The organism is Brachybacterium alimentarium (assembly GCF_002332425.1).
Lineage (GTDB): Bacteria > Actinomycetota > Actinomycetes > Actinomycetales > Dermabacteraceae > Brachybacterium > Brachybacterium alimentarium.
Genome location: NZ_NRGS01000004.1, coordinates 1 through 24,197, shown reverse-complemented (window position 1 = coordinate 24,197; position 24,197 = coordinate 1). Strand labels below are relative to the sequence as shown.

At 72.7% G+C, this 24,197-nt stretch carries 17 protein-coding genes; 8 read left to right on the top strand and 9 right to left on the bottom strand.

Translation table 11 applies throughout. The annotated features are described in order from the left end of the window. Window position 1 precedes the first annotated feature (1 nt). Window positions 2–2,575 (bottom strand): excinuclease ABC subunit UvrA, encoded by a 2,574-nt coding sequence (locus CIK71_RS02285; RefSeq protein ID WP_096163569.1) that lies wholly within the window; start codon window positions 2,573–2,575, stop codon window positions 2–4. 126 nt (window positions 2,576–2,701) lie between these two features. On the opposite strand from CIK71_RS02285, the gene CIK71_RS02280 reads away from it, so the two are divergent. Beyond that, window positions 2,702–3,109, top strand: a complete 408-nt coding sequence (locus CIK71_RS02280) for a DUF485 domain-containing protein (RefSeq protein ID WP_096163568.1) — start codon at window positions 2,702–2,704, stop codon at window positions 3,107–3,109. After that, complete coding sequence (locus CIK71_RS02275) at window positions 3,109–4,695, top strand: solute symporter family protein (RefSeq protein ID WP_096163567.1); 1,587 nt, start codon at window positions 3,109–3,111, stop codon at window positions 4,693–4,695. The genes CIK71_RS02280 and CIK71_RS02275 overlap by 1 nt, the downstream gene beginning before the upstream one ends. A gap of 12 nt (window positions 4,696–4,707) precedes the next feature. On the opposite strand, the gene CIK71_RS02270 is transcribed toward CIK71_RS02275, so the two are convergent. Both CIK71_RS02270 and CIK71_RS02265 read right to left on the bottom strand, forming a co-directional pair. Further along, a complete protein-coding gene (locus CIK71_RS02270; protein WP_096163566.1) occupies window positions 4,708–5,628 on the bottom strand; it encodes a hypothetical protein in 921 nt (306 codons plus the stop codon). 1 nt (window position 5,629) lies between these two features. Beyond that, complete coding sequence (locus CIK71_RS02265) at window positions 5,630–6,769, bottom strand: AI-2E family transporter (protein WP_096163565.1); 1,140 nt, start codon at window positions 6,767–6,769, stop codon at window positions 5,630–5,632. Between the two features lie 43 nt (window positions 6,770–6,812). Between CIK71_RS02265 and CIK71_RS02260 the strand changes: the two genes are divergently transcribed. Further along, entirely contained in the window at window positions 6,813–7,790 is a 978-nt protein-coding gene (locus CIK71_RS02260; RefSeq protein ID WP_096163564.1) for a diacylglycerol/lipid kinase family protein, read from the top strand. 39 nt (window positions 7,791–7,829) lie between these two features. Here CIK71_RS02260 and CIK71_RS02255 read toward each other — a convergent pair whose 3' ends face one another. Then, entirely contained in the window at window positions 7,830–9,761 is a 1,932-nt protein-coding gene (locus CIK71_RS02255; RefSeq protein ID WP_096163563.1) for a solute carrier family 23 protein, read from the bottom strand. 243 nt (window positions 9,762–10,004) lie between these two features. Between CIK71_RS02255 and CIK71_RS02250 the strand changes: the two genes are divergently transcribed. From CIK71_RS02250 to CIK71_RS02240, 3 genes are all read left to right on the top strand, one after another. Next, window positions 10,005–11,255: an MFS transporter gene (locus CIK71_RS02250; RefSeq protein ID WP_096163562.1), complete on the top strand. Its 1,251-nt coding sequence runs from the start codon at window positions 10,005–10,007 to the stop codon at window positions 11,253–11,255. Between the two features lie 81 nt (window positions 11,256–11,336). Then, window positions 11,337–12,164: an alpha/beta hydrolase fold domain-containing protein gene (locus CIK71_RS02245; RefSeq protein ID WP_096163561.1), complete on the top strand. Its 828-nt coding sequence runs from the start codon at window positions 11,337–11,339 to the stop codon at window positions 12,162–12,164. Between the two features lie 92 nt (window positions 12,165–12,256). After that, window positions 12,257–13,657 carry an MBL fold metallo-hydrolase gene (locus CIK71_RS02240; protein ID WP_096163560.1) on the top strand — a complete coding sequence of 467 codons (1,401 nt, stop codon included), beginning with the start codon at window positions 12,257–12,259 and terminating at the stop codon, window positions 13,655–13,657. Between the two features lie 22 nt (window positions 13,658–13,679). On the opposite strand, the gene CIK71_RS02235 is transcribed toward CIK71_RS02240, so the two are convergent. After that, complete coding sequence (locus CIK71_RS02235; protein WP_096163559.1) at window positions 13,680–14,549, bottom strand: hypothetical protein; 870 nt, start codon at window positions 14,547–14,549, stop codon at window positions 13,680–13,682. A 108-nt stretch (window positions 14,550–14,657) separates the two neighbouring features. Here CIK71_RS02235 and CIK71_RS02230 point away from each other — a divergent pair, with 108 nt between their 5' ends. Next, window positions 14,658–16,052, top strand: a complete 1,395-nt coding sequence (locus CIK71_RS02230; protein ID WP_096163558.1) for a serine/threonine protein kinase — start codon at window positions 14,658–14,660, stop codon at window positions 16,050–16,052. Window positions 16,053–16,065: 13 nt separating this feature from the next. Here CIK71_RS02230 and CIK71_RS02225 read toward each other — a convergent pair whose 3' ends face one another. From CIK71_RS02225 to CIK71_RS02210, 4 genes are all read right to left on the bottom strand, one after another. Continuing rightward, window positions 16,066–17,610 carry a serine hydrolase domain-containing protein gene (locus CIK71_RS02225; RefSeq protein ID WP_096163557.1) on the bottom strand — a complete coding sequence of 515 codons (1,545 nt, stop codon included), beginning with the start codon at window positions 17,608–17,610 and terminating at the stop codon, window positions 16,066–16,068. Window positions 17,611–17,615: 5 nt separating this feature from the next. Beyond that, the gene (locus CIK71_RS02220) at window positions 17,616–18,353 is read right to left on the bottom strand and encodes an SWIM zinc finger family protein (RefSeq protein ID WP_096163556.1); all 738 of its coding nucleotides are present in this window, start codon (window positions 18,351–18,353) and stop codon (window positions 17,616–17,618) included. Then, complete coding sequence (locus CIK71_RS02215) at window positions 18,350–21,475, bottom strand: DEAD/DEAH box helicase (RefSeq protein WP_096163555.1); 3,126 nt, start codon at window positions 21,473–21,475, stop codon at window positions 18,350–18,352. The genes CIK71_RS02220 and CIK71_RS02215 overlap by 4 nt, the downstream gene beginning before the upstream one ends. Window positions 21,476–21,557: 82 nt before the next feature. Beyond that, window positions 21,558–23,222, bottom strand: a complete 1,665-nt coding sequence (locus tag CIK71_RS02210; RefSeq protein ID WP_096163554.1) for a MinD/ParA family ATP-binding protein — start codon at window positions 23,220–23,222, stop codon at window positions 21,558–21,560. 144 nt (window positions 23,223–23,366) lie between these two features. On the opposite strand from CIK71_RS02210, the gene CIK71_RS02205 reads away from it, so the two are divergent. Further along, a complete protein-coding gene (locus CIK71_RS02205) occupies window positions 23,367–24,104 on the top strand; it encodes a protein phosphatase 2C domain-containing protein (RefSeq protein WP_241964179.1) in 738 nt (245 codons plus the stop codon). The last annotated feature ends 93 nt before the right edge of the window (window positions 24,105–24,197 follow it).

The window sequence follows — 24,197 nt, the reverse complement described above, 5'->3', positions numbered from 1 at the left end:
CTCACCGTGCCACGGGGGCCTGCGCCGCGCGACGCAGCGCGGTGCCGGTCATACCGGCGGGCTCGTCGGCGATCGTGGCCGGCGCGCCCTGGGCGACGATCCGCCCGCCCTTGTCTCCCGCGCCCGGGCCCATGTCGATCACGTGGTCGCTCTGGGCGATCACCCGCTGATCGTGCTCGACGACGACCACCGTCTGCCCGGCGTCCACGAGCCGGTTCAGCTCGCTCACCAGCAGGTCCACGTCGGCGGGGTGGAGGCCGGAGGTCGGCTCGTCCAGCAGGTACAGGCTGTGGCCGCGCACCGAGCGCTGCAGCTCGGTGGCCAGCTTGATCCGCTGCGCCTCGCCGCCGGAGAGCTCGGTCGCCGGCTGCCCGAGCGTGAGATAGCCGAGCCCGATCGCCGCGAGGGCGTCCAGCGCCCGGGAGATGCGGGGATCGCCCGTGAACACCTCTCGAGCCCGGGCGACGGACAGTTCGAGCACGTCCGCGATGGTGAGGCCCTTCCAGCGCACCTCGAGGGTCTCGGGACCGTAGCGGGTGCCGTGGCAGCGCGGGCAGGTCGCGTACGAGCCGGGCAGGAACACCAGCTCGACCTCGATCTGGCCGGTGCCGTGGCACTCGGGGCAGCGCCCCTCCGTGACGTTGTAGGAGAAGCGGCCCACGCCCCAGCCGCGCCGACGGGCCTCGGGGGTGTCCGCGAAGAGCCGCCGCACGCGGTCGAAGAACCCGGTGTAGGTCGCCAGGCACGAGCGCGGTGTGCGTCCGATGGGCTTCTGCGTGATGTGCACCAGGCGGTCGATGCCCTCGGCGCCGCGCACCGCACCGTGGTGCACGGCGTCGTCGTCCAGGAGGGACCCGCTCGCCTCGCCGGGGTCCGGGGCGCGATCCGTCTCGGCCGACGGATCGGGCTCGTCCGCCACGGTGGTGCGCACCCGCTCGCCGAGGATCGTGCCCAGGCACTGCGTGACCAGCGTGCTCTTGCCCGCCCCGGAGACGCCCGTGACCGCGGTGAAGGAGCCCAGCGGCAGGCGCAGATCGACGTCGCGCAGGGTGCGGGCGGTCAGGGCGTCGATCTCGAGCAGACCCGAGGGCTCGCGCACCTGCGCGGCGTCCTGCAGGACGAGGGGGCCGGCGCCGAGGTAGCGGGCGGTCACCGAGTCCTCCGTGTCGACGAGCCCGTCGACCACTCCGGAGTAGAGGATCTCGCCGCCGTCGGTGCCGGCGCCGGGGCCGACGTCGACGATCCAGTCCGCGTCGGCCACCAGCGTCATGTCGTGCTCGACCAGCAGCACCGAATTGCCCTCGGCGAGGAACGATTCCAGCAGATGCTGCAGCACGCCCTTCTCGCTGGGGTGGAGTCCGGCCGACGGCTCGTCGAGCACGTAGGCCACGCCGAACAGGCCCGAGCGCAGCTGCGCGGCCAGGCGCAGGCGCTGCAGCTCGCCGGTGGACAGCGTGCCGGCCGGGCGGTCCAGGGCGAGGTGCCCGAGGCCGAGGCCCACGATCGTGCCCAGCACGGGCAGCACCGTCGGCAGCAGGAGGCGTTCGGCCTCCTCCTCGGGGGTGCCCTCGCGGTCGGGGAGGGCCTCGGAACGATGGGTCAGCCGGGCCAGCACGTCGTCCAGGGGCATCTGGGCGAGCCGCCAGATCGGCACCCCGACATAGGTGACGCGCAGGGCATCCGGCCCCAGGCGGTGGCCCTCGCACAGCGGGCAGGTGGAGACCGAGAAGTGGGTGAGCGCGCGGCGTCGGGAGGATTCCGCCGCCGAGCTCGACACCGAGTCCCGCAGGTAGCGCTCGACACTGCGCCACCGGCCCCGATAGGGGCCCTGGGTCTGCCCGGGCTCGCGCTCGGGATGCACGGTGACCACGGGCTGCTCGTCCGTGTGGAGGACCCAGTCGCGGGTCTCGGGAGGCAGGTCGCGCCAGGGCCGGTGGAGGTCGACGCCGAGGGTGCCGAGGATGTCCCGGAAGTTCTTGCCCAGCCAGGCGCCCGGCCAGGCCGCGATCGCGCCCTCGGCGATCGAGAGCGAGGGGTCCGGGACCATCGAGGACTCCGTCGGCTCCCGCAGCACGCCGGCTCCGTGGCAGCGGGGGCACGCGCCGTCGGGCGTGTTTGGGGAGAAGAAGTCCGAGGTCAGACGGCCGCTGTGGAGTGCGGATCCGTGCTCGAGGACATCGGCGGGATGGTCTCCGGCCCGTGAGTACAGCAGGCGGATCGCGTTGGAGAGGTTCGTGGTGGTGCCCACGGTGGAGCGCGCGCCGCCCGCGCTGGTGCGCTGTTCGAGGGCCACCGTCGGCGGCATGCCGGTCACGGATTCGACCTGAGGATCCACCGCGCTGCCGATCAGCCGTCGGGCGAAGGGCGCGACGGACTCGAGGTACCGCCGCTGGGACTCGCCGTGGATCGTGCCGAAGGCGAGCGACGACTTCCCCGAGCCGGAGACGCCGGTGAACGCGACGAGCCTCCCGCGCGGGAGGTCCACGCCGACGTCCCGCAGGTTGTGCAGGTGGGCGCCGCGCACGTGCACGAAGCCGTCGTCCGCGCCGAGCGGGGAGAGATCAGGGAGAGCCATCCGGCCAACGTAGCAATGCGGTCCTCCCCGAGCGTGCCTATGGCATGGATCACTGCTGCTAGGGTCACCTGGAGCCCGGGAGCCCCCTTGCCCGGGCAGCAGAGCAGAACGAAGGAGTTGTGCCCCGTGTCCACCCCTCCCCAGGGATCCTCAGGCCCCCGGCCGGACCCTCTCGACGGCCAGGACGCCGTCGACCCTCGATCATCCGCCGGAACGTCCGAACCGACTCCCGAGCAGTTCCTCGCCGTCCAGCAGTCCGAGGAGTTCAGGGGGCTGCGCCGCAGCTTCCGCGGCTTCGCGATCCCGATGACCATCACCTTCCTGGTCTGGTACCTCACCTACGTGCTGCTGTCCACGTATGCCGAGGGCTTCATGTCGATCCACGTGTTCGGCAACCTGAACCTCGGGATCCTCATGGGATTCAGCCAGTTCCTCATGACGTTCCTGATCACCTGGCTGTACATCCGCCACGCGAACAAGTCCCTCGATCCCGTCTCCTCCCGGATCCGTGACGAGCTGGAAGGGGCCCTCTGATGGAGTTCGGCAATCCGATCCTGAACATCGCGATCTTCCTCGCCTTCGTGGTCGTCACCCTGGTGGTCGTCATCAGGGTCTCCCGCACCACCACCAAGGCCAGCGACTTCTACCACGGCGGTCGCAGCTTCTCCGGCCGCCAGAACGGCATCGCCATCGCCGGCGACTACCTCTCGGCCGCCTCGTTCCTCGGCATCGTCGGCTCCGTGGCCCTGTACGGCTACGACGGCCTGCTGTACTCCGTCGGCTTCCTGGTGGCCTGGCTGGTGGCGCTGCTGCTCGTCGCGGAGCCGCTGCGCAACACCGGCAAGTACACGATGGCCGACGTCCTCTCCTTCCGCATGAGGCAGCGCCCCGTGCGCACCGCCGCGGCAACCTCCACCCTCGCCGTCACCTTCTTCTACCTGCTCGCCCAGATGGCCGGCGCCGGGGCGCTGGTGTCCCTGCTGATCGGCATCGAGGGCCGCGTGGGCCAGTCGCTGGTGATCGCCGTGGTGGGCTTCGTGATGATCGCGTACGTGATGATCGGCGGGATGAAGGGCACCACCTGGGTGCAGATCATCAAGGCGGTCCTGCTGATCACGGCCGTCGGCGTCACCACCGTGTGGATCCTCGCCCTGAACGGCTTCAACCTCTCGGCCGTGCTCGGCCAGGCGGTGAACTCCCATCCGGACGGGACCGCCATCCTCGAGCCGATGCTCCAGTACGGCACCTCGGGCTCCTCGAAGCTGGGCTTCGTCTCGCTCGCGATCGCGCTCGTCTTCGGCGCCGCCGGGCTGCCGCACGTGCTGATGCGCTTCTACACCGTGCCCACGGCCAAGGAGGCCCGACGCTCGGTGGTCTGGGCGATCGCCCTGATCGGGTTCTTCTACCTGTGCACCCTGGTGCTCGGCTTCGGCGCCGCGTACATGGTGGGGGTGGATGTGATCGCCGGGCTCCCGGGCGGATCCAACTCCGCGGCTCCCGCGCTCGCGTACGCCGTCGGCGGCACCGTGCTGATGGCGATCATCTCGGCGGTCGCCTTCGCGACGATCCTCGCGGTGGTGGCGGGCCTGACGATCACGGCCTCGGCGTCCTTCGCGCACGACATCTACAACGGCGTGATCAAGCACGGCCAGGCCGACCAGAAGAAGGAGGTCGCCGTCGCCCGGCGCACCGCGGTGGTGATCGGTGCGGTCTCCATCGTCGGCGGCATCCTCGCCGCCGAGCAGAACGTGGCGTTCCTGGTCTCGCTCGCCTTCGCGATCGCGGCGAGCGCGAACCTGCCCTCGATCCTGTACTCGCTGTACTGGAAGCGGTTCAACACCCGCGGCTCGGTGTGGAGCATCTACGGCGGACTGTTCAGCGCCCTGTTCCTCATCACGTTCTCCCCGGTGGTCTCCGGCTCGGAGACCGCGATGATCCCGGGCGTGGACTTCGCGTGGTTCCCGCTGACGAACCCCGCGCTGGTCTCGGTGCCGCTGGGCTTCTTCCTCGGCTGGCTGGGCTCGGTGACCTCCTCCGAGCACAACGAGCTCAAGCAGGCCGAGATGGAGGTGCGCTCGATGACCGGTGCCGGGTCGGAGAAGGCCACCGTCGAGCACTGAGAGTCGTCGAGGTCAGGCCAGGGCGAGCCCCGAGTCGTGCCGGGTGGCGCGGTCGTGCAGGTCGATGATCTGCTGCTCGACCTCCGTGGGGGCGGGTCCGGTGGCCGTGAGCAGGCGGCACACCGCGACCTCCCGCGAGGCGGCGCGGTAGCGCTCTACCCAGTCGGTGTGGACGCTGTCCTGCGCGGTGCGGCTGCCGAGCTGTTCGAAGCGGTCCACCTCGATCCGCCAGGGCTTGGGGGTCAGGCGTGCCCGGTAGCTGTCGTGCACGCGGCTCAGCAGCATGTAGAGGCGGTCGCTGTGCAGCTCGGCCATCAGCTCCTGGGCGCGGTCGCCGGTGGGCTCCGCCCCGGCGCCGGTGAGCAGCACACGGAATCCGTTGCGGGTGCGATAGCTGCGCATCCCGAGCTCGGGATGCGCCTGCGCGAACCCCTCGATGCGCTGGACGATGCGGGAGTGCGCGTCGCCCCGTTCCCCCGGGCCGGGCAGGCCGAGGGCATCAGGATCCGGTTCGGCGGCCGCGTCGGCACCGCCGCCGCCGAACAGGCGCGAGAGCAGTCCGCGCTTCCCGCGGGCGGGCGGGCGTGAGGAGGCGGGCAGATCGATGTCGCTGATCAGCACCGCATCGGTGTTCAGCACTGCGGCGCCGTAGCGGTTGCGGGTGATCGCGGCGATCAGGGCGCCGCTCGGGGCGTGGATCTCCTCGAGCAGCTCCTCGGGCAGGCGGCGCGCGGGGTAGTACTCGATGTCCGAGCCGACCGCGGCCCCGGGGCCTCCGGAGGCGATCAGGCGCTCGAGGCGCTCCTGGGCGTCGCGGCGGGCGTCCTCGGGCGAGACGTCCGAGGAGCCGTGGATCGTCAGGTCGAACTCGCGGCCCTCGGAGGTGGTGCGGACCTCTCGGACCGTGGCCCAGTGGCGGGGGATCGGCTGCATGCTACGACTGTAGACGGTCGGGTTCCTCGCCCGGCCTGTCCTCGTCCTCGTCCTCGTCGACCGCGGCCGCGCCGTGCCGCATCCGCTGGTACTTCCACCGTTCGGCGATGGTCGCCTTCGACGACGCCCGGTTCGTGGGGGTGCGGGGGTCCTTCCCCAGGACCGGGTCGTCGCCCACCTGGTAGGTGTCGGTCCAGACCTGGATCACCGCCCATGCCACGGCGGTGAGGGGGACGGCGAGGACGGCGCCGAAGAAGCCGCTGACGATCGTGCCGACGGCCAGCGCAAGCAGCACGACGAGGGCGTGCAGGCTCAGCGCACGCCCCATGACGATGGGCTGGAGCAGGTTGCTCTCGAGCTGATTGACGAGGACGACGATGGCGATCACGACCAGGGCGATGAGGGGGCCGCTGGTCACGAGGGCCACCAGGGCGGCGACGGCTCCTGCGACGGTGGCTCCGACGATCGGGACGAAGGCGCCGACGAACACGATGACGGCCAGGGGCACCGCGAGCGGCACCCCGAGGAAGGCCAGCGGTACCCCGATGAAGAGGGCGTCGACCGCGGCGATGGTCGCGGTGCCGCGGACGTATCCGCCCAGCAGCTGGACGGTCCGGTCGCCGGATTCGGCGAGTTTGGCGCGGGTCGGGCCGTGGAACCAGCGCAGCGTGAAGTTCCACAGCATCGGGCCGTCCTTCAGGAAGAAGAACAGCACGACGATCATCAGCACCGCGCCGGTGACGAATCCGGTGGCCGCACCGAGCCCGCTCAGCGCGCCGCCGAGGAACGTCCCGCTGGTGATGAAGGAGGTGACCTGCTGCAGCGCGGAGTCGATGGAGGCCGTGTCGACGGGCACGGGGCCGGTGCGCAGGACGCGCTGGAGCTCCTGCCAGCCGCCGACCGCCGAGCTGGACAGCTCGTCCCAGTCGCTGCGCACGGCGAAGACGACCCCGGTCACGACCCCGCCCAGGACGACCAGCGTGCCCAGGAAGGTGGCGATGGTGGCCAGCAACGGGGACCAGCGCTTGCGGACCAGCCAGCCGACCAGCGGGCGGACCGCGGAGGCGAGGATGAGCGCCACGAGCGCGGCGACCACGACCAGGGCGACCCGGGCCAGGAGCCACAGCAGGCCGACGACCACGGCGGCGACGACGTCGACATGGTCAGGAGGCTACGCTCCGAACATGTCCTCCGCCGGGCCTTCCGCCGACCACGCAGCGATCGTCTACAACCCGGTCACGGTGCCCCTGGACCGGGTGCGCGGTGTCGTCGAGGAGGAGGAGCGCCGCCACGGCTGGGGCGCCTCGCAGTGGTTCGCGACGGCTCGGGAGGACTCGGGTCGCGGCGCGGCGGCCCGCGCGCTCGCCGGTGCCCCGTCGGTCGTGATCGTGGCCGGGGGCGACGGGACCGCCCGCATCGTCGCCGAGGCGGCGCTGGGCAGCGGGACCCCCTTCGCCCTGCTGCCTTTCGGGACCGGCAATCTGCTGGCGCGGAACCTGGGCCTCCCGCTGGGGGAGCCCACCGCGCCGGTCGCCGCCGCGTTCTCCGGGGCGACGCGTCCGGTCGACGTCGGGGTCGCCGAGCTCGAGGACGAGGCGGGGGAGTGGACCACGCGGATGTTCCTGGTCATGGCCGGTATAGGCCTCGATGCGGAGATGGCTCGCACCACGAGCACGCTGGCGAAGCGGATCATCGGCTGGCTCGCCTATGTGCCGCCGATCGCGCGCTCGCTCCTCGCGCACCGGCCGCTGGACCTGCGATATCGGATCGATGGCGGGCGCATCCGGACGGCTCGCGCCCACACGGTCATCATCGGCAACTGCGGCACGCTGACCGGCGGCATGCTGCTGCTGCCGGAGGCCGCCCTCGATGACGGCCTCCTCGACGTGGTCATGCTGCGCCCTGCGCGCCGCCTGGGATGGGCCCGGATCGGGGCCCGTCTGACGGCGCAGGGAGTGGCGCACCGGTCGCGGTTCGGCCGGAGCATGCTGCGGCTCGCCCCCGGGCTGCACGCTCTGGTCTACGCCCGGGGACGGACGTTCGAGGTCCGCTTCGGGACGCCCTACGGGGTGCAGCTCGACGGCGACAGCGTGGGCCTCGCCCGCAGCGCCCGGATCGGTCTCCGCCCCGGTGCGCTGCGCGTGTGCGTCGCCGGCGGCTGAACCGCGCTCCGAGGTGTGACGGCCCCGGCAGCCCTGCTCCTATTGCAGCGACTCGAACTTGCGGACCCAGGCCGTGCCGATGGGATTGGCGTCGGCCACCATGATCCCGAAGCGGTCCCCGGCGATCTCGGCGACCTCGGTCAGCGCCACGCGGCGCTCGTGCTCGAGGGAGTGGTCCAGGCGGCGCACGCCGTCGGCGATGATCTTCGCGAACGAGTCGGTGCGACCGAGGTAGGAGACGAAGGGCATCGAGAACTTCTCGGCGTACCGGGCCGAGAGGTCGCGCACCGCCTCGACGTCCTCCTCGGTGAGGTTCTCCAGCGCGAAGGAGCCGACGTCCTGGCTGATCACGCCGGCCTGCTCCTCGGAGGCCGTCATGAGCGTGGCCATGTCTGGATAGCTCTCCACGAGGGCGTCCTGCTGGGAGCGGTCCGCGGTGAGCACGGCGTCCTCGATCGCGGCGCGCAGGGCGGGGGCGTCGGCGAAGGGGCGCGACTCCCAGGCGCGCTCGAGAGGCCAGGTGGCGCCGTTGAAGAGGGAGCCGAAGGTGGACACGAAGGTCTCGCGCTCCATCTCGCCCACCTCGGAGATCCCGATGCGCTCGCCGGCGGCCGTGGTGGTGACCATCGCACCGCGCTGGCGGCCGATGTGGAAGAACAGGATGTTCAGCACGATCGCGGAGATCGCGCCGACGGTCACGCCCGAGGAGACGAACACCTGCGCCCACGAGGGGAACACGCCGGCGATGTCCGGCTTGAAGCTGACCAGCATGGCCAGGCCGAGGGAGGTGCCCACGATGACCGAGTTGCGGTTGTCGGTGAGGTCCACCTTGGACAGGGTCTGGATGCCCACGAGCGCCACCGACGCGAACAGCGCGAGCGAGGCGCCGCCGAGCACGGGGGAGGGGATCGCCTCGACCACCGCGCCGGCCTTGGGCAGCACGCCGAGCACGATCATGATCACGCCGGCCCCGGCGACCACCCAGCGGGACTTCACACGGGTCAGGCGCACCAGGCCGATGTTCTGCGCGAAGCAGGTGTACGGGAAGGAGTTCAGCACGCCGCCCAGCAGCGTGGAGAGGCCGTCGGCCCGGACCGCCTCGGCGATGTTCCGGGGCCGGATCCGCCGGCCGACGATCTCGCCCGCGGCGAAGACGTCGCCGGTGGTCTCGACCATCGTGATCAGCATGACGATGATCATCGAGATGATCGCGGTCAGCGAGAAGGTGGGGACGCCGAAGTAGAAGGGCGTGGTGACGCCGAAGGCGGAGGCCTCGGTGACTCCGCCGAACGAGGTGTCGCCCAGGATCAGGGCCACGGCGGTGCCGATCACCAGCCCCAGCAGCACGGCGATGGTGCCCAGGAAGCCGCGGAAGAACCGCTGCACGAGCACGATGATCCCCAGCGTGCCCAGGGCGTAGGCGATGTCGCGGCCCGCGGGGACGCCCTCGGCGTAGTTGGTGATGTCCCCGGCGGAGACGCCCAGCAGCGTGATGCCCATCGTGGTCAGCACCGTGCCGATCACCACCGGCGGGAAGAAGCGCAGGATCTTCGCGAAGTACGGGGCGACCAGGAAGGTGAACAGGCCTGCGACGATGATCGAGCCGTAGATCATCGGCAGCCCCTCGGCGCCGCCCTCGCCGCCCGTCGCGGCCAGACCGATCGCGATGATCGGGCTCACCGCCGTGGTGGTCACGCCCTGGATGATCGGCAGGCGCACGCCCACCTTCCAGAAGCCCACCGACTGGATCAGCGTCGCGATGCCGCAGGTGAACAGGTCCGCGTTGATCAGGTGGATGGTCTGCTCCGCCGTCAGGCCCAGGCCCGAGGCGATCAGCAGCGGCACGATCACCGCGCCGGCGTAGAACGCCAGGACGTGCTGGATCGACAGCACGCCGAGCCGGGCAGGCGGTGGGACCTGGTCCACAGGATGCTTCGGGGAGGTCTCGAGCGCGGGGGAGGCGGTGGTCATGGGCCGTCCTAGGGAAACCATCGGGTGGGGAGCGGGGCCGCTGGGCAGCGGGCACCAGCGTAGGGCCACGGCTGCGGCCCACGCCCGAAGGGGTCGCATCATGGCTGGTCAGTCGGGCCGGACGAGAGGCACTCCACGCCCGGCCGTCCACAGTGTGGGACGCTGCGGGCCCGTGAGGCGCCGGCGCATGACATGCGAGGCAACCAATGGCCAGCAGGGGGCGCGGCAGGGTACAAGGGACGGGTGAGCAGCACCCCCACCCCACCGCCCACCGTCCGTCCCGAGCCCGGCGCCCGGCCTGCGCGCGCGACCGCCGTCGGCGGCGTCCTGGCCGTCCTCGCCGTCGGGCTGATCGCGCTGAACCTCCGTCCCGGGGCGACCTCGCTCGGCCCGGTCATGGAGGACGTGGTGGGCGCCTACGGCCAGGGCGCGATCGCGTCCGGTCTGCTCACGGCGCTGCCCTGCATCGCCTTCGGCATCTTCGGCTTCCTCGCCGTCCCGATCTCCCGACGGCTGGGGCTGACCGGCACCGTCGTCGCCTCGTTCGTGCTGGTCGCGATCGGTCTGCTGCTGCGCCCCACGGCCGACAGCTTCGGCATGTTCCTGGTGCTGTCACTGCTGGTGCTGGTGGGGCCCGCGCTCGGCAACGTGGTGGTGCCCGCCTGGATCAAGCAGCACGGCAGCGCGCACACGGTGGGCCTGATGACCCTGTACAGCGTGATGCTCGCCGTCGGCGGCTCGGCGGGCGCCGCGCTCGCGGTCCCGCTCGCCGGAGGGGCGGCCGACGGGTGGCGCGGCTCCCTGCAGCTGTGGGCGCTCGCGGCCGCGGTGCCGGCGGTGATCTGGGCGTTCGTGCTCACCCGCACCGGCCACGACTTCCCGCCCGCCCCCGCGGAGGGCGATCTGCCCGGATCCCTGCTGCGCTCGCCGACGGCGATCGCGCTGACCGTCATGTTCGGCGTGCAGTCCGCGAACGCCTACACCCAGTTCGGGATGCTCCCGCAGGTCCTCACCTCCTCCGGGATCAGCCCCACACGAGCGGGATTCCTGATCGCCGTGATCTCCGGCTGGGGCTTCGTGGGCGGCCTGGTCATGCCCACCGTCATCGCCCGCTTCCGGCACCTGCCGTGGCTGGTCGCCGGCTTCGGGGTGCTCACCACGATCGGCTATCTCGGCCTGTGGCTCGCCCCGGCCGCGAGCCCGATGCTGTGGGCCTGCGTGCTCGGGATCGGCGGCTTCGCCTTCCCCACCGCGATCGCCCTGCTGCCGGCCCGCACCCGCAGCGCCCGGGTGACGGCTCGCCTGGGCGGGCTCGCGCAGCCGCTGGGCTATGTCTTCGCCGCGCTCGGCCCCATCGCGGCCGGCACCATGCTGGACCTCACCGGATCGTTCCCCGCCGTGCTGGTGTTCCTCGCGATCACCGGGATCGTGCTCGCGATCGCCGGATACCGGGCGGCCCTGCCGCGGTACGTCGACGACGAGATCACCGCCTGAGCCCGCTGCCGCACAGCGCTGCCGCGCACGAGGTGTCGGCACCGCGAGGACCTGCCCGGAGAATCATGGGAAGATGCCCCCATGAGCATCGTCCGCACGCTGCGCATCCTCGCCTCCCAGCGCCCGTCCCTGCCTCCCCGCGCTCTCGCGGCACCGCGCAGGGTCGCGCGTCGTCGGCACGGGAACGTGCCTGTGACCTGGATCGACGCTGACCTCTCCTCGACCGCCACGATCGTGCACCTCCATGGTGGGTCCTATGTCGCCGGTGAGAAGACGGCGCACTGGGAATGGCTCGAAGAGGTGGGGCGGCGCTCCGGGGCCGCCACCGCGATGGTCCACTACCGGCTGGCGCCGACATACCCGTACCCCGCTGCGATCGAGGACGTCCTGCACGCGATCGATGCGATGGGCGAGCAGGCCCTGCTGCGCCCCGGGCGCTGGGTGCTCTCCGGGGACGGCGCCGGCGCGGGGCTCGCGCTCGCCGTCGCCCAGACCCTCGCCGCCGCCGGCGGGGACGCCCCCGCCCTGCTGCTGCTCGAGTCGCCCTGGGCGGACCTCACGGAGTATGCGGCCACCACCGGCGGGCTCTCCCATGCCGCTGCGCGCCTGTACGCCGGCGCGGTCCCTGCGGAGAACCCCCGCATCAGCCCGCTCCGCGGCGACCTCGGCTCCCTGCCGCCGGTTCACCTGGTCACCGGCACCGAGGACGAGGTCGTGCAGGATGCGCGCCGACTGCGCGAGGGCATCGCCGCCGGCGGCGGCACGGTCGAGTACGTGGAGATCCCCGGCGCAGGTCACAGCGTAGCCCTCACAGGCGCGACGACCGACGCGCAGTCCGCGCGACGCACCCAGATCGCCGCCGTGCGACAGGCCGTCGGCCTCGACGCGGCACCCGCGCCGTCCGCCTGAGGCGACCCGGCATTCATCTCGCCGTGTGAGGATGACGCTGTAGCACCGGGGCCCGGGTGCGGGTCGCGGAGGAGTCGATCGGAAGGCGAGAGATGATCCTCGAGAGGCTGTACGACACCGACCTGGCGCAGGCCAGCTATCTTCTCGCCTCCGCGGCCGCGCGACGCGCGATCGTGGTGGATCCCCGCCGTGACGTGCAGGTCTACCTCGACCTCGCGGCGGCCCACGGTGTCCAGATCACCGACGTCACCGAGACCCACCTCCACGCCGACTATCTCTCGGGCTCGCGCGAGCTGGCCGAGGCCGCCGGCGCCGCGCTCCACGTCTCCGGGCACGGCGGGGCGGACTGGAGCTACGGCTACGACGCGCAGCTGCTGCGCGACGGGGACGAGATCGAGCTCGGGGAGGTGCGCGTGCGCGTCCTGGCCACCCCCGGCCACACCCCGGAGCACCTCAGCTTCCTGATCACCGACGGCGGCATGACCGACCAGCCCGGCTACCTGCTCTCCGGGGACTTCGTCTTCGCCGGTGACCTGGGCCGGCCGGATCTGCTGGACGAGGTCGCCGGCGGCGAGGACACCCGGGAGGACTCCGCCCGCGCGATGTTCGCCTCGCTGCGCGACCGCTTCGTGACGCTGCCGGATCACGTGCTGGTCCTCCCCGGCCACGGGGCGGGCTCCGCCTGCGGGAAGTCGCTCGGCGCGGTGCCCGCCACGACCGTCGGCTACGAGAAGCGCGTGGCCTGGTGGGCGCCCTTCGTCGAGAGCGGCGACGAGGCGGGGTTCATCGACCGTCTGCTGCACGGCCAGCCCGAGGCCCACGCCTACTTCGCCCGGATGAAGCGCCAGAACCGCGACGGGCCCGCGCTGCGCGGCCCGGCCGAGCCGCTCGCCGAGCTCTCCCCGGCCGACGTCGCCGCGCAGCTCGCGGACGGCAGCGCGGTGCTGCTGGACACCCGCGAGCTCGCCGACGTGCGCCGCCGCTCGGTGAGCGGCGCGCTCACCGTGCCCGCCTCCTCCAAGCGCTCCACGTTCGCGGCCTGGAGCTACGATCCCGAGCGCGAGGACACGCCGCTGATCCTCCTGGCCCGCGACGCCGAGCAGGCCGAGGAGCTGCGCGACAACCTGCTCCGGGTCGGCATCGACGAGGTGGCCGGCTATGTGACCACCACCGAGGGCCTGCGCTCCTTCACGCCCGAGACCGTCGCCCCCGCCGACCTCGCGGCCTACGAGCATGACCTGCTGCTCGACGTCCGCGGCCGTGAGGAGCACGCCCTCGGCGCGGTGCCCGGATCCGCGCAGCTCCACGCGGGCCGAGCGTTGTGGGAGCTCGAGCAGCTCGAGGCGCTCCATGAGGGCGGCCGCATCGTCGTGTACTGCCAGTCCGGGCTGCGGGCCGGCATCATCTCCGCGGCCCTGCGCCGTGCCGGCTGCGAAGTCGCCGAGCTCGAGGGCAGCTACGCGGGCTGGTCGCAGTGGGCGGCGGCCCGCTGAGGCCGGATCAGAGGGGGTGGGATCAGGCGCAGAGCACGTTGGTCGCGTCGTCCCCGGACAGCAGCGGGGACCCGGGATCCAGCAGGTCCTCCTGCGTGAGGCGCGGGGAGGCGATGACCGAGTCCGTGGTCTCCTGCTGCGCCGCGTGATGCTCCGCGGTGTCCGCGAGCGCGGGCACGACGAGCCCGTCGGCCTCCCGGACCCCGCAGGTGTCGAGCCCGTGCACGGTCACCCGCAGGGTGGCCGAGGTCGCCGCTCCGAGATCCTCCCCGGTGTCGAGGTGCGCGACGATGCCGGTGCGATAGGCGACCACGCCCACCTCATGACTGTCCACGTCGACCACGGACCAGGCGATCGTCCCGCCCAGCAGCAGCACGGGAGCGCCCTCGAGCTCCGCCCGGTACCAGTCCATCCCCAGCGCGGGCCGGCCGATGGTCGCGAAGCCGGGAGCCAGGGCGAAGCCGTGCACGTGGCGCTCGCCGTCGTCCCAGGCCTCGGCCAGCTGCTCGCGCCAGTACGAGGGCGCGGCGGCGCTCACGAGCTCGAGGGCGGCGGCGGGGTCGAGACCGGCCAGCGCCTCGGGGGAGAGATAGGCGGTCTCCAGGAAGTCGATCAGGGCTGTCCGGGTCGGGTCGAGGACGGCGTCGTCATCGCCCAGCGGTTCCCACGAGTCCAGCTCGGCGGCGTCGCCGCGGATCGGCAGCGCGAGCACGTCGGCGGCGGTGCGCCCGTCCCAGCGCACCTCGTCCAGGTGGGCGAGCGGATCCCGCGGGACGTCGTCGGCGGTGGCGACCGCGGCCGGCCCCCGGGCGCAGCCCGCCCCGAGGAGCACGGCACCGCAGGACAGCAGGCCGCCGAGGTCACGGCGCCGCAGAGGTGCAGCCAGAACCACGAGAACCCCCTCCGGTCGTGGCGCCGCGGCGCCCGGGCTCGTTCCCGGGTCCACAGAGATCGAGGTCAGCATAACGGTGCCCCACCCGCCGGTTATGCTGAGGCCGCTATGGCTGATGTGATTGTCGGGCGCTTCGCCCTCATCGACCTGATCGCCAAGGGCGGTTCCGGGTCCGTGTGGCGAGCCTGGGACTCGAAGGCCGGGGAGCTGTGCGCGGCGAAGGTGCTGAGGCAGCGCGACTCGGCCGATCTGATGCGGTTCGTGCGCGAGAAGGGCGTCAGCTTCGACCATCCCCACCTGCTCACCCCCTACGGCTGGGGCGCTGAGGACGAGCACGTGGTGATCGCGATGCCGCTGGCCGCCGGGGGCACTCTCGACTCCGTGGTGCGCACGCGCGGCGGGCTCGCCGAGCCCGCTGTGGTGGTCCTGCTCGATCAGCTGCTGGACGGGCTGTCCCATGTGCACGCCGAGGGGTGGATCCACCGCGACGTGAAGCCGGCGAACATCATGTTCGAGCCGCACGGCCGTGCCGCGCCCGTCTCGCGACTGGCGGACTTCGGCATCGCCGTGCACGAGAGCGATGTGCGCTTCACCCACGTGGGCATGGTCAACGGCACCCCCGGCTACATGGCGCCCGAGCTGTTCGCGATGGCCGAACCCCATCCCTCGCACGACCTCTACGCCGCGGGAGTGGTCGCGCTGGTCGCGCTGAACGGCAGGATCAGGCTGCACGACGGTGCCTTCCGGCCCGACGAGCTCGCCCAGCACCTGCGCGGCGTGACCCCCAAGCTCTCCGCGGTGATCCGCACCCTGCTCGCCGCTCAGCCGGAGGAGCGCTACCAGGACGCCGACACCGTGCGCCGTGACCTGCCGCGTGTCCCGCCGGGCTACCCGCTCACCCACGCCGACGGCGCCCCGCTCGACCTGGTCGACACCCTCGACCCGCTGCCGCCGGATGCCCCGGGCGCCGTGCGCCCGGAGCGGCCCGTCCCCGAGCTCGCGCCGTCCTCGATGGAGGCGATCCGGGCGGGCCAGGTGCAGCAGGGCTTCTCCTCGGGCTCGCCCTCCCCGCAGACGGGGCCGCCCGGCCACGGCCCGCAGCAGGGCGCGCCGGGTCAGTACGGCGGAGGTCCTGGGCTCACGCCGCCGAGCCGGAGCTCCCCGCAGACCACCACCTCGGCCCAGGCTCCCGCCGGTCCGGTGGCCGCCCGGCCGGCGGGGACCCACCGCAGCACCCTGATCGCGGCGGGCATCGGCATCGCCGCGGCCGTGCTGCTCGGCGCGATCGTCGCGGTCACCCTGCTGTGGGTCTTCCCCCGCCCCGGCTCAGCGCTGCCCGGCACCGAAGGGACCTCGCACAGCAGCATCGATCCGTCGTTCGCCGAGGTCGAGGCGGGGCAGGAATGCGCGCCGACGGATGAAGGGGTCATCGCCCTCACGCCCGACGGCGCCTACGTCTCCTGCACGGCGGCCGACGACGGCGCCGTGCACCGCTTCGCCTGACCGGGGCGTGAGGTCAGCGGGGGACGACCGCCGTGGTGTCCAGGGATTGGATGAGCGCCTCGCGCCGCGGATCCATCAGCAGATCGATGCGCAACGACGGCGTGCTCGCCTCGCCCTTCCCGGATCCCGGCAGCACCCAGCGCAGCTGCGCCCGGCTCAGCACGGTCGCGTCCTCGACGCGCAGAGCCGCCACGGACTCCTTCGTCAGGCCGGTCGCCACGAGGGCGGTCTCCAGGCGGCGCCGACGCTCCGTCCGTGACGTATCGAGGTCCATGTTGTCAGCGAACCAGGCGTCGGCCACGGCATCGTCCGCAGTGCGCAGCCAGGTCAGAGCACCGTCGGCGGCCTCGAGGGTGCGCGGCGCAGCGGTCGTCGGCGCGGGGGTGAACAGGGCCGGTGACTCACGCTGCAGGATCCGCAGGGCCTGCATCGACAGCGGCACGGCCGGCGCGTACTTGGAGTTCGCGAGCGCCACGATGCCGACGCCGGAGGCCCGGCTCCACACCATGAAGGAGCCGTAGCCGGGATAGCCGCCGGAGTGGGAGATGACGTCCCCGAGGTCGGGGAACTGCTCGACGACCAGCCCGAAGCCGTAGCCGCGGATCCGGTCGAAGCCGGGGGAGTGGCCGTCCTCGCCGGCGGGGAGCGCGCGCAGCGGATGGTGACGCTTCAGCTGCTGCATCTCGCGGCGGGAGGCGGTGGACAGCAGCTCCTGGTCCCGGTCCGCGGCGTCGGGAGCGTCGGCCGCGGCGAGGAAGCGCATCCAGGTGGCGACGTCGTCGACCGTGGAGAACAGCCCGGCCATCGCGCCGTAGACGCCGGGGGCGTCCAGCGGCACCGGCTCGAAGCGGGTGGCGTCGGCGCGGTCGCCCAGGCGGTGCCCGGTGGCCAGATGCGCGGTGTCGATCTCCTCGGCGGACCATCCGGTGGCCTCGAGCCCGAGCGGGTCGAGGAAGCGGCGGCGGATCTCGCCGGCATAGTCCGAGCCGGTCACCTCGTCGATGACCCGGCCCAGCAGGGCGAATCCGGTGTTGGAGTATTCGAAGCCGGTGTCGGGGCGGTGCACGTGGCCGAGGCCGCCGGCCAGGGTGTCCGCGAACTGCTCGGGGGTCATCGCCTCCTGGCGGTCGCCCCACGGGTTGTCGGTGACGAGGCCGGCACCCATCGTGAGCAGGTGGCGCAGGGTGATCCGGGGGTCGTCGGAGGCGACCTCGAAGGCGTCGGCCGCCTCGGGCACGTACTGCGCGACCGGGTCGTCCAGGCGCACGGCGCCCTCGTCGCGCAGGGCGAGGATCGTCGCGGCGGTGAAGGACTTGGTCATCGAGGCGATGCGGGAGACGGTCGCGCGGTCCAGGGGCGAGGAGCCGGGCGCCGGGGAGCCGTCCTGCAGCTCGTGGTGGCCGGCGGCGCCATGGGCCAGCACGGCCTGCGCATCGCCGTGGCCTCCGACGATCGCCCAGGTCACCCCGGACGTCCGGTGCTGTGCGACGGCATCGTCGAACAGTGCGGTGATCTCGGTGAGGGCGGACTGGGGAAGAGCGGTGGTGCGGGTGGGCATGGCTCTCACTGTAGGTCGTCGGGCGGGTGGTCGTCAGCGGCGAGGTCCTCGGACCCGGCGCGATCCTGCGACCCGTAGAACGCCGCGATGATCTGCGCGGGCCCGGGACCGATCGCGGCGGCGAGCAGCTCCGGGTCGGTGCGGGCGGGGTCGTAGGCGGGGAGCGGGGGTGCCGGCTCCTCCTCGCGGTCCGCTCCGCCGGATCCCGCGGTCTCGCGCGGGGCGACGAGGTCCTCGAGGGTGAGCCCGCGCAGGGTCAGCAGGTGCACGGGATGCTCGTCGACCGCTTCGACCAGCACGTACGTGAGCGCGGCGACGTGACGGCAGGGACCGGGCCAGTCCAGGCAGGAGCAGTCGTGGCTGAGCTCGGAGGCGTCGCGCGGCAGCAGGGAGAGCTCGGAGCCGGCGAGGGTGCGCTCGAACTCCTCGGGGTAGATGCCGCCGGCGAGGCGGGCGGGCAGCTCGGGCCGGGACCGGGCGATCCGCACGAACTCCTCGCGGTCGTCCGGCGAGTACGGGGGGAGGTCGAGCCGGGCCTGGTGGAGCTCGCCGTCGGCATCGAGCACGTCGCCGCGCGCGGTCCCGGCCTCCACATCGAGCCATTGCACGCGCCCGGCGCGGGCGTCGGCCTTCCCGCTGCCGGCACGGCCCACGCCCAGCAGGCGCTCGGCGGCGTCGCGCAGGGCGGCCGCATGCCAGCTCTTCCCGATCGCTCCGCGGCGGGAGACGAGCCTGATGCTCATGAGTCCTCCTCGTCCAGGCGGAGCAGACGCAGCAGCCGGTCGTCGTCCAGGGAGGAGAGCCAGTCCTCGCCGGGGCTGATCGTCATATCGGCGAGGGACTGCTTGTCGGCGAGCACCGTGTCGATCTTCTCCTCGACCGTGCCGGCGCTGACCAGCTTGTGCACGGTGACGTCCTTGCGCTGACCGATCCGGAAGGCGCGGTCGGTGGCCTGGTTCTCCACCGCCGGGTTCCACCAGCGGTCCAGATGGACGACGTGGTTGGCCGCGGTCAGGGTGAGCCCGGTGCCGCCCGCCCGCAGGCTCAGCAGCATCAGGCCCGGCCGGTCCCGCTGCCCCTGGAACTCGGCGACCATCTGATCGCGGTCGTGCTTGGAGACGCCGCCGTGGAGGAAGGGCACGCTGATCCCGTACTCCGCGAACCTCTCCTCCCAGTAGGGGACGAGCAGCCGGCCGAAGGTCGTGAACTGGGTGAACAGGATGGCCTTCTCACCCTCGGCGAAGGCCGCCCCGAGCACGTCGTCGATCAGCTCGAGCTTGCCCGAGCGGTGCTGGCCCTCCCGCAGCATCGGCGTGCCGTCGCCGAGGTAGTGGGCGGGGTGGTTGCACACCTGCTTCAGACGGGTGATCGTCGAGACCACGAGGGTGCGACGGGCCTTCTCGTCGGCCCCGTCGATCTTCACCATCAGGTCGTCCACCAGCGCCTGGTAGAGCCCGGCCTGCTCCGGGGTCAGGTTCACGACCTGGGTGAGCTCGTTCTTCTCCGGCAGGTCCTTGATGATCGAGCGGTCCGTCTTCACCCGGCGCAGGATGAACGGCGAGGTCACGAGCTTCAGCCGGCTGAGCGCTCCGCTGTCGCCGTCCTCCTCGATCGGGGTCGCGACCCGGTCGCGGAACGAGGCGGCGCTGCCCAGCAGGCCGGGGTTGGCGACCTCCATGAGGGAGTGCAGGTCCGCGAGCTTGTTCTCCACCGGGGTGCCGGTCAGGGCCAGGCGATGCGGCGCGGTGAGGGTGCGGGCGGCGCGCGTGACCTGCGTGCCGGGGGTCTTCACGTGCTGCGCCTCGTCCAGGACGATGCGATGCCACGGGACCGCCGAGAGCACCGCGAGGTCCCGGGCGAGCAGGGAGTACGTGGTGATGACCAGGTCGAGATCGGCGGCCCCGGCCACGAAGGACTCATCGCGCAGCCGGTTCCCGCCGTGATGCACGTGCACCGAGAGCTCCGGGGCGAAGGTCGCCGCCTCCCGCTGCCAGGCGCCGACCACGGACATCGGGCACACCAGCAGGGTGGGGCCCAGGGAGCCCGGTGCCGGGGCGGAGGCGACATCGGGGACCTCATGGGCTTCGGCGTCGGGTCGCTCGCGGCCGAAGGGGTGGGTGCCCTCGCGCTCGCGGCACAGCAGGGCGAGCACCTGCATCGTCTTGCCCAGTCCCATGTCGTCGGCGAGGATCCCGCCCAGGCCCATCCGGTCCAGCGCCCACAGCCAGTTCACGCCGTCGAGCTGGTACGGGCGCAGGGTCGCCCGCAGGCTGCGGGGCGGGGGATGGGGGAATGCTCCCTCGGCTCCCGGCAGGAGCCGTGCCAGCCCGTGGCGACCGCCGGAGACCAGGGCGGACATCCCGAAGTCCACGTCGGCCGCGTCGGGCGAGAGGATCATCGAGAACATCTCCAGCCAGGGCGCCCGGCCCTCGACCTCCGCCGGCCGCGGCGGCAGGTCCGGCAGTGCGGGGGCCGACGAGCCGGCGGGAGCGTGCCGGGGCGGGAGGCCGCTCGGGGTCGGCGCGATCCCGTCGGGCCCGGTGGCCAGGCGCGCTCCGCGGGTGCGGGAGGCGAAGGCGTCCAGGAAGCGTTCGGCGGCGCGCAGCGTGGTCGGGTCCAGCCGCACCCACTGCCCGCGCAGCAGCACCAGCTCGCTCTGGGCCTCGCGGATCTCCTCCATCTCCTCCTCGGTGAGCTCGGTGTCGCCCACGGCGACCCGCCAGCGGAAGGAGGCCATCGCGCCGAGCCCCACCCCGGAGGCCTTCTTCTCGCGCTCCTGGCCGTTCTCCTCCTCGGCCTCCTGGGGGCGCAGCGTGGTGCGCTGGGTGGTCCAGTCGCGCGGGAGCAGCACCGTCACCCCGGCCTCCTCGAGGGCAGGGGTGTCCCGGGAGAGGAACTCGCCGGCCTCGGCCGTGGTCAGCAGCCAGTCCACCCCGGTGTCGTCGACCGCGGCGTCGCGCACCGTGGGGGCCAGCCGCATCACGGCGGCCGACGTCTCGGCCGCGCCCGCGGTGGTGAGGTCGCCGACGGCGCGCAGGTCCGCCACGGGGTGCACGGCCCCGCTGGGCTCGCGCAGGCAGGTCTGCAGCGGCCAGGCCGTGCCCACGGGCGGCTGGAAGAGGCGCACCACGAGTTCGCTGTCGGTCGAGGCGAGCTGCACGCCGGGCCGGCCGGAGTCCACGAAGGCGTCGAAAGCGGCGGTGAGACGACGCTGGGCGGGCAGGTCGGCGCGCAGCTCCCCGTCGTCCGCCAGTGCCCACAGCACTCCTGCGGCGTCCTCCGCCGGGGCCGGAGCCTGCCGCAGGTGCTCGGCGAAGGCCGGGCGGGCGTGACCGTCGACCAGGGCGTGCAGCAGCTCCGGGGCGTCACGCTCCGGGGCCCGCCATTCGAGCACGGGGCGGCCGAACCGTTCGCGGGCCCGCACCCGCATCGCCCGGCCGTCCACCACCTCGCGGGCGCGCAGATCCAGCACGATGGCGGCGAGCAGATCGGGCATGGCGACCAGCTCGCCGGTGAGGCGGGCGGCGGCGCCGTCGGTGAGCAGGGCGGAGAGCTGGGCGGTGAGATCCTCGCCGAAGCGGATGCGGAGCAGCTCCGCGGCGGCGCCCACGAACGCGGTCAGAGAGGTGCCGGCGAGCGGCAGGGCGGGCACCCGGCGGTCGCCGTCGCGACCGGGGATCCTCACCCGATGACGCAGGTGGTCCGGGGCGTCCGCCAGGGCCTCCGCGATCGCGGGCGGGGCGTCGGCGCGCAGGCCGGAGAGGTCCTCGAGCGCTCTCGCCCGGCCCGGCGCGGTCTGCTCGCGCACCCAGAGGGCGGGGCCCAGGTCGTCGTCGACGACGAGGCTCAGACGACGCAGGGGCATGGGATCCAGCCTAGGCCTCGCGGCTGACAGCCGCTGGGCGGGACCCGGCGCTGTGGACGACGCGCCGGGCCGGGCCCCGGGCTCAGAGTCCGTCGATGATGAGAGCCGTGGCGTCGAGCCAGGCTTCCTTGGTCTTCGGCGAGATCCGGCCCCAGTCCAGGTGCGAGCCGTCCACGAACTGCTGCTCGTAGGGCACCTCGGTGACGGCGCGCGTGTGTGCGCCGAAGTGGGCGATCAGGCGACTGCGCAGGGTGGGGTCGAACTTGCCCTTCGAGGAGTGCGACAGGATCGTCACCGCGTGATCGACCTGCTCGGCCAGGCCCGTCGCCCGCAGCTCGTCGATCATCCAGGCGGCCGCGTTGAAGGTGTCCTCGCGCACGGTCGAGACGATGACGAGCTGATCGGCGTTGCGCACGGCCGCCAGCCAGTTCGAGGCACGCACGTTGTTCCCGGTGTCGATGACCTTGATCCGGTAGAAGCGCGAGAGGGCGTCGTTGAGCTCGGCGAAGGCGTTCTCGTCGATCGAGGCGGCCGAGCCCGGGTCCTCGTCGGAGGCGAGGATGTCGAAGCGCATCTCGCCCTGGGGGCGCACGTACGGATCCAGGTCCGCGTTGCTCGCATCGGGGGCGCGCAGCGCGTCGATGTCGGTGAGCAGGTCCACGGCGGTGCGGTGGTGATCGGTGGGCACCCCGCGCCAGCCCAGCGTGCCGCGCGTCTCGTTGTTGTCCCAGGCCAGCACGTTGCCGCCGCGGGTCACGCCGAGCGTCGCCGCGATCATCAGCGAGGCGGTGGTCTTGTGCGCGCCGCCCTTGAGGTTCACGACCGCGATGTTGCGCGGCCCCTCGAGGGGCCGACGGATCCGCTCGAGGCGCTCGGTCTCGAGGCGCTCGCGCCGGTTCGGGCGCGGGGAGATCGCGCCTCCGGTCACCTTGGTGATGAAGCCGGGGAAGCCGAGGGTGGCCTTGACCTTCTCGGGCTTCGAGGTGGAGGACTGCAGATCCTGCAGGGTGGGGCGGGAATCCGCGGTGGGGACCGTGCGCGGGGGCAGCGGTCGCTTCTCGGTGTTGCTCATGGGGTCCTGGCGTGAGGAGGGCGCGGTGGGCGCCGAGTGTGCGGGGGAAGCGGAGTCCGCGGAGGGGGCCTCCGCAGCGGAGGGGGCGGAGGGCGCGGACCCGGCGGAGGGGGCCGACGCGGCGGAAGGAGCAGTGGGGGCCGACGGTGCCGACGCTGCGGACGTCGCCGAGGCGGGGGAGAGCGATGAACCGGCCGATGCCGCGGAAGGAGCCGAGGACACGGAGGAGCCGGACGTCGAGGAGGAGGGCAGCGCGGCGCGGCGACGACGAGCACGATGGGAGTGCATCGCGGGGAGCTCGCCGGTGGCCGGGCTGGGCGCGGACTGCCCGAGAAGGGCGGCATCGAGCGAGCTGAGATCCACGGTGTCGTCCGTGGGCAGCTCGTCGAGGGACGGCGCGATCAGCGGCGCATCGATCGCGGGGCCGAACAGGGGGCGGTCGTCGGACGCCCGACCGACGATCCGGCCGGTGGGCTCGACGCGCAGGTGGTGGCGCACGTCGGGCTCGACGATCACCACGTCCACGGACTCCTCGCCGGTACGGGCGGCGGTGATGAAGACCTGCTTCACCCGGTTGCGGATCTCCGACAGATCGACCCCTGTGACCTCGACGGTCTCGTCGGAGAGGTGCACGGTGGCGGTGGTGTCGGAGGTGATCCGCGCCTGCGCGATCATCAGTGAGTCCCTTCCGGATCCTGGGCTCCGCACGTCCGAGGACGGCCGCACGGCATGGTGGTTCGGCCCCACTCTACGGTCGCTTCCCCGGATATGTCCCTCGACGGGCACGAGACCTCTGCCTACAGTGGCGACGTGCACATCATGATGCTGTCCGACCCGGCGATCCCCGGGGCCGACGAGGACGCGGCCGGGGCGCTCGGCGACGTCGCCGTGCTGCTGGACGGAGCCGGGCTGCCTCAGCGCTTCCGGGCCGGGTGCCGGCACAGCGTCGCCTGGTTCTCCCACACGCTCGCCGCCCATCTGCTCACCGCCGCCCAGGATCCTGACGTGCCCCTCAGCCGGGCTCTGGCCGCCGCGATCCGCAGCGTGCGCGCCCTGCACGAAGGGGAGTGCGATCTGGCGGCGGGCTCCCCGTCGGCGACCGTGGTCGCGGTGCGACGCGTCGGTGAGATGCTCGAGCACCTGGTGCTGTGCGACTCCTCCCTGCTGCTGCGCCGTCGCGACGGGAGCGTGGAGCGCCTCACCGACCTGCGGATCGACGAGGTCGTCGCCGCGGAGCGCACCTCCGAGGCGATCGAGGCCCGGCGCAACACAGAGGGCGGATTCTGGGTGGCCCGGCATGAAGAGGAGGCGGCCGCCCAGGCGCTGACCGGGCAGGTGCCGATCGCGGAGCTCGCTGCGGCCCACCTCGTCTCGGACGGGATCACGCGGGCGATCGAGCTGCTGGGCCAGCACGACAGCGTCTCGCTGGCCGGGGCGCTCGCCGAGGAGCCGCGCGCTGTGATCGCGCGGCTCCGAGCGGGGGAGCGGGCGCTTCCGGCGGCACGGAGGCCGCGGAAGCCGCACGACGATGCGACGCTGCTCACACTTATGCCGTGAGTGCGGGAGGGCCGCGGGCGCCGGCCTGGGAGTCAGCTGACCGATCCGGTGGCGATGATCCGGGCGGGAGCCGGTCAAGTCCCTGGAAGTGGT